Source organism: Pelorhabdus rhamnosifermentans, from assembly GCF_018835585.1.
GTDB classification, from domain to species: domain Bacteria; phylum Bacillota; class Negativicutes; order UMGS1260; family UMGS1260; genus Pelorhabdus; species Pelorhabdus rhamnosifermentans.
On sequence record NZ_JAHGVE010000054.1, the window covers coordinates 1 to 7,604 of the forward strand.

General features: G+C 40.6%; 7 protein-coding genes. All 7 read right to left on the reverse strand.

Annotation, left to right across the window (positions count from 1 at the left end; genetic code table 11):
- On the reverse strand, positions 1-290 hold a 290-nt coding region (locus tag Ga0466249_RS25470; protein ID WP_215832310.1), incomplete at its 3' end, for a dihydrodipicolinate synthase family protein.
- Between the two features lie 12 nt (positions 291-302).
- The gene (locus Ga0466249_RS25475) at positions 303-1,622 is read right to left on the reverse strand and encodes an MFS transporter (protein ID WP_215832311.1); all 1,320 of its coding nucleotides are present in this window, start codon (positions 1,620-1,622) and stop codon (positions 303-305) included.
- Between the two features lie 88 nt (positions 1,623-1,710).
- A complete protein-coding gene (locus tag Ga0466249_RS25480; RefSeq protein WP_215832312.1) occupies positions 1,711-3,105 on the reverse strand; it encodes an enolase C-terminal domain-like protein in 1,395 nt (464 codons plus the stop codon).
- Positions 3,106-3,441: 336 nt separating this feature from the next.
- Positions 3,442-3,804, reverse strand: coding sequence for a DUF1667 domain-containing protein (locus Ga0466249_RS25485; protein WP_215832313.1), 363 nt, complete (start codon positions 3,802-3,804; stop codon positions 3,442-3,444).
- Positions 3,801-5,039 (reverse strand): NAD(P)/FAD-dependent oxidoreductase, encoded by a 1,239-nt coding sequence (locus Ga0466249_RS25490; protein WP_215832314.1) that lies wholly within the window; start codon positions 5,037-5,039, stop codon positions 3,801-3,803. The genes Ga0466249_RS25485 and Ga0466249_RS25490 overlap by 4 nt, the downstream gene beginning before the upstream one ends.
- Complete coding sequence (locus Ga0466249_RS25495; RefSeq protein WP_215832315.1) at positions 5,039-6,493, reverse strand: NAD(P)/FAD-dependent oxidoreductase; 1,455 nt, start codon at positions 6,491-6,493, stop codon at positions 5,039-5,041. Before Ga0466249_RS25495 ends, Ga0466249_RS25490 begins: the two co-directional genes overlap by 1 nt.
- A 236-nt stretch (positions 6,494-6,729) precedes the next feature.
- Positions 6,730-7,425: a FadR/GntR family transcriptional regulator gene (locus Ga0466249_RS25500; protein ID WP_215832316.1), complete on the reverse strand. Its 696-nt coding sequence runs from the start codon at positions 7,423-7,425 to the stop codon at positions 6,730-6,732.
- Between the last annotated feature and the right edge of the window lie 179 nt (positions 7,426-7,604).

The following is a 7,604-nucleotide window of genomic DNA, read 5'->3' on the forward strand; positions in this document are numbered from 1 at the left end:
TTTTGTTTAGCCAGTTTGGCCAGCTTCACACATTCTTTGGTTGTAATGGCACTGGCTCCCACATAAACAGGCACCCGGCCATTGACTTGTTCCATCGTCACTTCTACAGCCTTCACTTTTTCTTCAACATCAAGGCCATAGAATTCGCCTGTACTGCCCAGTACGAAAACGCCGTGAACCCCGCCTTCAATAACATAATCAATCAAATTGCGCAGTGCTTTTGTATCTAACTTTTCATTTTCGTCCATCGGTGTAATCAGCGGTGGCACGACTCCTTTGATTTCAAACACTTAAATCCCTCCCTATCTGTTATGCGCGGGCTTAGCAGAAACTTCCGAATACTCTACCTTGCCTGCCGTAACATCCGGTAAAAACATCGTTAATATTCCGCCAAGCAATAAAAAAAAGACTAAGCAATAAATTCCAAAAGTCATACCAAAAAGCGTCGTTAACCATCCAACCATCACAGGACCAAAGAAACCACCCAGATTACCGATGGCATTAATAATTCCTCTGGCCCCACCCGCAATTCCTGGTGGAAACAGCAAAGCAGGCATAGTCCAGAAATTACTCGAAACAGCCTTCGTAAAAACACCTGTCAAAACAAGAAGACCATAAGAAACCCAAATATGTTCTGGAAATAGCGTGGAAAGCAGAAAACAAATACCAAAACCGAATTGCGTAATAGATGTATAAAAACGCCGATTTAAACTGCGGTCAGAAAGCATTGCAAAAATGTACAAACCTATCAACCCAGCCAAATAGGGAACAGCTGTTAAAAACCCGACGTTGGTCATCCCCATTTTCGTTAAGTTTTTTACAATCGTTGGTAGCCACAGCAAAAATCCATATTGTCCTGTAGCATAACAGAAATAAATGGCTGTCAACATCCAACTGTCGCGATTGACCAATAAATCTTTATAACTCACAGGAGCATGACATTGATTATTTTGATGAATTTCTCTTTCCCGACGTAAAGTTTCGATAAGATATTCTTTTTCTTCCTTGGAAATCCACTTAGCTTCTTCTGGACGATCACTGATAAGCGGAAGCCAGATAAACAGTAAACCAATTGAAATAAGTCCTTCAACAATAAATACACCATGCCAGTCAAAATGCGTAATGACCCATCCTGATAGTGGATTCGTAATGATCGCCGAAATAGCTAAATTACTCATGAATAAGGCGTTCGCGCGACCAACCTCCTTCTCAGGAAACCAATTTCCAATAATAACAAGAATCGCCGGCCACAATCCCCCTTCAGCTACGCCAAGTAAAAAGCGCATCGTCAGTAACTGCCATTCATTTTGCACAAAACCCGTCAGCGTAGAAAGACCGCCCCATGCAACAATAGTCCACATGATAAACTTTTTCGCACTACCATGTTCGGCAATATGCCCACCGGGGATCTGTAAAATCATATAGCCAAAAAAGAAAATACCTGCAGCTAATCCAGAGACTGTCATGGATATACCAAGAGCTTCATTCATACCACCGGCCATAGCAAAGCCAATATTCATTCGATCCATATAAGCTACAATATATACAATAATTGTTGGTGGAATAATGTGTAACCATCGACCTTTAGGGATACAACCATTTGCTATATTACTCGACGCCATTCTGTTACCTCCCAATTTTTCTAACGTGTTTATAAAACGCTTTCAAGTCCGACATTCCTATCGATTCAACCAGAATTTCTACTTTAGGTTACCTCACAAAGCTAGGACGCTTCGGATCATATTTCCAACCCGGAATTAAATATTGCATAGACTTAGCATCATCGCGAGCACCTGTCACCATTTTATTGTATAGCTTATTAGCTTTCTCGACTTGTTCCATGTCAATTTCTACACCAAGACCGGGTTTTTCTGGCACTTTAACCATACCACCCACAATCTTGAATGGCTCTTTTGTCAGATGTTCTTCGCCTTCCTGCCAAATCCAGTGCGTATCAATAGCTGTAATATTCCCTGGCGCTGCCGCTGCTACATGCGTAAACATGGCCAATGAAATATCAAAATGATTGTTTGAATGTGATCCCCACGTCAATCCCCATTCATGACATAACTGAGCAATACGTACAGAGCCTTGCATCGTCCAAAAATGCGGATCAGCCAAAGGGATATCCACGGAATGAAGTTGAACCGAATGCCCCATTTGCCGCCAATCCGTTGCAATCATATTTGTTGCAACAGGCATCCCTGTCGCTCGTCGGAATTCTGCCATCACTTCACGTCCTGAATACCCATTTTCAGCTCCACAAGGATCTTCAGCATACGCCATTACATGATGCTGATTACGACATAGACTAATGGCTTCATCTAGTGACCAAGCTCCATTCGGATCCAACGTAATCCGCGCCTGAGGAAAGCGTTTAGCTAAAGCCGCAACAGCTTCCATCTCTTTTTCTCCACTCATAACGCCGCCTTTGAGCTTAAAGTCTTGAAAGCCATAACGTTCAGTAGCGGCTTCAGCAAGACAAACGACAGCCTCCGGTGTCAAAGCCTCCTCATGGCGCAAGCGAAACCAGTTGTCTTTCGAATGAGAATCATTCAAATAAGGCAAGTCCGTTTCGGTTTGATCACCAATATAAAATAAATAGCCAAGCATTCTAACAGCATCCCGTTGCTGCCCATTCCCCAATAATGCTGCAACAGGCACACCAAGAAATTGTCCTAATAAATCCAGCAATGCCGCTTCAATTGCTGTTAACACATTATCAGCACGCAAATTAATTTCATGTGGTTGCTTTAACACCGCTGCTTCCGATTTGGAAGTGACTTTGTGTACCGTAGACTGAGGCCCTGTTGCGTTTCCCTCAACAAGTTGCTTACGCACAAGATTGAGAATATTATTGTAGAATCCAATGGATTGTCCAACGACAAGTGGACAAGCTCTTTTTAGCGTTTGAAGAATTCCATCTCCGCCCGGAACCTCACCGACACCCGTATGTCCCAAATTATCTTTTAATATAACGATATTGCGCGTAAAGATCGGACCATGAGCACCGCAAAGATTCAGTAGCATGCTATCATATCCCGCTACAGGAATCACCTGCATATCCGTAATAATCGGTGTACCTGAATAATTACTACTAGTCATAATAAATATTAAACCTCCCGTTGTATATAAATAGACAATGAAGCCACAGTCCCTATGTGCCAAACTAAAATCGCTCTGACTTACGGAACCTTAAAACCACAATACGTAGAAAAGTCTGTGAAATTTCACACTTCACATTTTACACGTTGCTTTACGCTCTGTCAATAAATATTCTGTGTTTTTCGAGAACAAAAGCAATTCTCAATTTACACATAAAATGAAACCTTTTGATATAGCCTAGTATATCAAAAGGTTTCATCCCAGTTGCTTCGCTTCCTAGTTTAAAATTCAGAAAGAATCTTCCTACAATACAATATCTCTATTCATTTTACGCTATTATTTTGCGTAAACATTTTTAGTTGCAATCACATCACTATGAAGACCCAGGATATTTTTTATCACAGTCTGCCCTGCTTTCACCGGAGCCATTAAATGTACCTGCTTGATTTCATTCATAACTTCCATGATCTTCGCTTTCGGAATAGCACGAGTGAGTCTGACACTGACAAGTGGAAGATTTCCATTCGCCACTAGAACGGAAGTAGCAATACTTCTCTGTGGGTCTACCCATTCCTGCTCGACATAATCCTTCCCCCTTTGGCAACAGGCGCCTTCAACTGCGAGGATCTTCTCCCCTTCCACTTGGGCCTCAATTTCACAGCCATTTGGACAAACGATGCAAGTATATTTCTTTATCATCTCACCACCACCTTTATATTATCTAATGTTTTAATATCTGTTTCTTTAAGCTTAACTTGAATCATTTGCGCCGGAATTGCCTTTTTCAACAATACCGTTCTAATGACAGTGTCACTCTGCATCACATCAATATGACAATTTTTAAAAGGCTTTCTTACACGCAGCGAAAGTGTAAAATCCTTTTTGCCACTAATTTTTTGCGGGATAGTATGACTAATAGCGTTATCTGTTACGATATCAATGGGACAATCCGTTAACTCACCTTGTTGAATATATTCTGCCACACTATCTGCGAGTCCCTCGGCTTCTAATGAGACAAAATCTAATAAATCATGAACTTGCAGCACATTACCCGCCGCAAATACGCCAGCTACTGAAGTCTGATAGTTCTCATCAACAATAGCGCCTTTTGTTCTACTATCGAGTTTCACCCCGCAAGCTAAGGACAGTTCATTTTCCGGAATCAATCCAACTGAGAGAATTAAAGTATCACAATCATAATCTTTTTCCGTCCCAATAATAGGATTCATATTTTCATCTACTTGCGAAACAGTAATTCCTTCCAATCTGGCATTCCCCTTAATCTTCGTAATGGTGTGACTAAGATATAGTGGAATGCCATAGTCATTTAAACATTGCTCGATATTCCGGGGTAATCCGCTTGGATAGGGCTGCACTTCAAATACCGCCTTCACTTTCGCCCCCTCCAAAGTCATGCGTCTTGCCATAATCATGCCAATATCACCGGAACCGAGAATCACCACATCTTTCCCCACCATCGTATTATGTAAATTGATGTAGGATTGCGCCACACCTGCATTATAAATTCCAGCGGGTCTTGTGCCCGGAATACTAATAGCTCCGCGCGTCCTTTCTCTACACCCCATGGCGAGGACAACAGCCTTTGCCCGATACTCTAAAAGTCCATCTTTAGAAGCAGCAATAACCTTCTTCATTGAAGTAATCTCAATGACTGTCGCATCTGTAACATATTCAATATGAAGCTTTTTTACAAGATCAATAAACCTTTGCGAATACTCAGGACCACTCAGCGTTTGTTTAAAACGCGTAAGACCAAAACCATCATGAATACATTGTCTAAGAATGCCCCCTAACTGTTTTTCCCTTTCCAATATGACAATTTCTTGAATTCCTTTTTTCCTAAGTTCCACTGCAGCTGCAAGCCCCGCAGGTCCACCACCAATAATGACAACCTCCTTATTCATGATAGTCATTATATTCTCACCTTCCCAGTAAACATCTCTGAGCCCGACCTTGAATAAACAATGTCCGTTTCCTGCTTATGCAATTCCTGTTGTAACAGTTGTACAATTCTCGTTTCACAATAACCGCCCTGGCATCGGCCCATCATGGCCCGTGTTCGATTTTTTATCCCCGTCACCGTTGTCACACCTAGACAATTATGGATGGCCTGTAATATTTCCGCCTTCGTAACCGTTTCACAACGACAAATAATTTCACCATAGTTGGGATCTTGTTCGATTAATTCTTTTTTAATTGCATCACTTTGCTTTGCAAAGCAAAGAATTCCTTGCCTTCTCGGATTAAACTTTTCATTAGGAATAAGTCTTTCCTGATCTTTAAAAAGGGCCACCGTTCGTCTAGCAAGAGGTAAGGCACTTGTAATACCTGGCGATTCAATTCCTACAAGATTAATCACATTTGGTGCTTCTGAGCGTGATTCTACAACAAAATCGAGGACTTGTTTCGTTTCTTTATCAATAAGCTTCGGCCGAATCCCCGAAAAATTTCGGATAAAATGTTCTCTTTTTACATGGTTAAACATTTTGGCTCCATCCACGATTAAACCTTTTAAAGCCGCAGGCGTAACTCCATAATCTTCGAAATCAGCTACCAAGGTAGAATCAGGACCAATTAAAACATTTCCGTCTACCGTCGGTGTTGCGTGAGTAGCGAATCCACCGTTGGAACCCGGTGCTGGATAAACAGGCATATTTAAATACTTGCCAACCTTTTTATCTAAAACAAAGTATTCACCTTTAAAACCCCCAATGGTATAACCATCAATACCAAGCATAGATGAAATTTTAGCTGAGTTTAGTCCTGCACAATTAACAACCCAGCGAGCCTTATAAAATGACTCTCCCGTCGCTATTTCATAAATTTCATTTTTCCTTTGAACACTCAATACTTCATTGCCGAAATAGAAGTCCACCCCATTTTGCTTGGCATTTTCAGCCAGTGCCACCGTATAAATAAAAGGATTCAAAATACCTGACGAGGGTGAATACATGGCGAATTCTCCGCCTGCACTGGAATCGAGTTCCGCTAATCGCCCTTTATCAATAATTTCTAAACCAGGTACTCCATTAGCATCACCGACAGCCTTAAACCTCAACAGACTCTGCATATCATCTTCCGTAAATCCAACAACAACCTTCCCCGTTCTTTTAAACGGAACATCTAACTCAGCAGCAACTTGATCAAACTCCGCATTGCCTTCTACACTGCACTTTGCCTTTAATGAACCCGTTTTATAAGTAAAGCCACCATGTAGTACGCCTGAATTTCTGCCACTGGTTTCACAGCATACATCCAGTTCCTTTTCCAGAACACCTACTTTTAATCGATACCTTGCAAACTCTCTGGCAACTGCGCTCCCTACAACTCCCGCTCCGATAATAATAACATCATACACTTGATTCACCGGCATGTTTCCTCCTATTGATATGATAATCGCAAATACATAGGATGTATTTATATCTGTATATTATCTTTTTTCTGATATATTGTCAATATTTAATAATTATCATCATTAATTCCGTTTGCTTAACACAAAAATCTCGATTTTTATCACAAAACCCATAAAAATACATTGGATGTATATAAAAAGCCTTGTTTCTCTTTTTATTCGAGAAACAAGGCTCAATTATTCACAGTTCATTAAATCTGCACTGTTTTTCTAAGTTTATTGCGATTATAAGCAAGATGCAAAATCATCGCATCCTGTGCATCATTACACTGATGTGCCTTGATGGCTTCAAAAATCTCTCTATGTGCTTCAATTGTCCGACTTGCTACCTTATTTTCCTTAATCCGAGTAAACACAGTAATCGCCGCATTAATAATAGGAATTAAATTAGGCACAACTCTATTTTTACTGCATTTCGCAATTTGTGTATGAAATTCGATGTCTTTTTCCACCGGATCTTTTCCTGCCAATAGCAACTTCTCCACATCATCACATAACTGTCCTAATTTTTCTATTTCCTCTTCTGTTGCATTTTGCGCAGCCAATGATGCAATGGGGGGTTCCAATATAAAACGTATCTGAATTAAATCTAAATATACTTTTTCCTTATCTTTAATAAAAGTAAGTCCAAGGGGATCATCAGCAATTCCCAGCTTTTGAGACACGAAAGTACCCGCGCCTCGTCTTATCTCGACAATATTTCTCGACACAAGAGCCCGAATTGCTTCTCGAATAGTATTGCGGCTTACACCAAGCTGCTTCGAAAGTTCATACTCATTAGGAAGCTTCTGGCCAACAGAAACCTCATTTTCAACGATAAGTTTCACTATTTTTTCCGAAGTATTTTCAACAAGTGACTTACTGGAAAATTCATCAATATTCAGCATCGATTTTCATTCACCTTACACAGCACATCACTGCCTGCAGTTTATTTTATAAAATCATTATAACGAGAATAGCTAGCACGGTCAATGAAGGTCGAAACAAATCTGTGTTTAACTTGTGATAATGTCACTATGTAGACTATCGTGAGAAAATGTCACTATGAACAACGAGGTGCATTTTC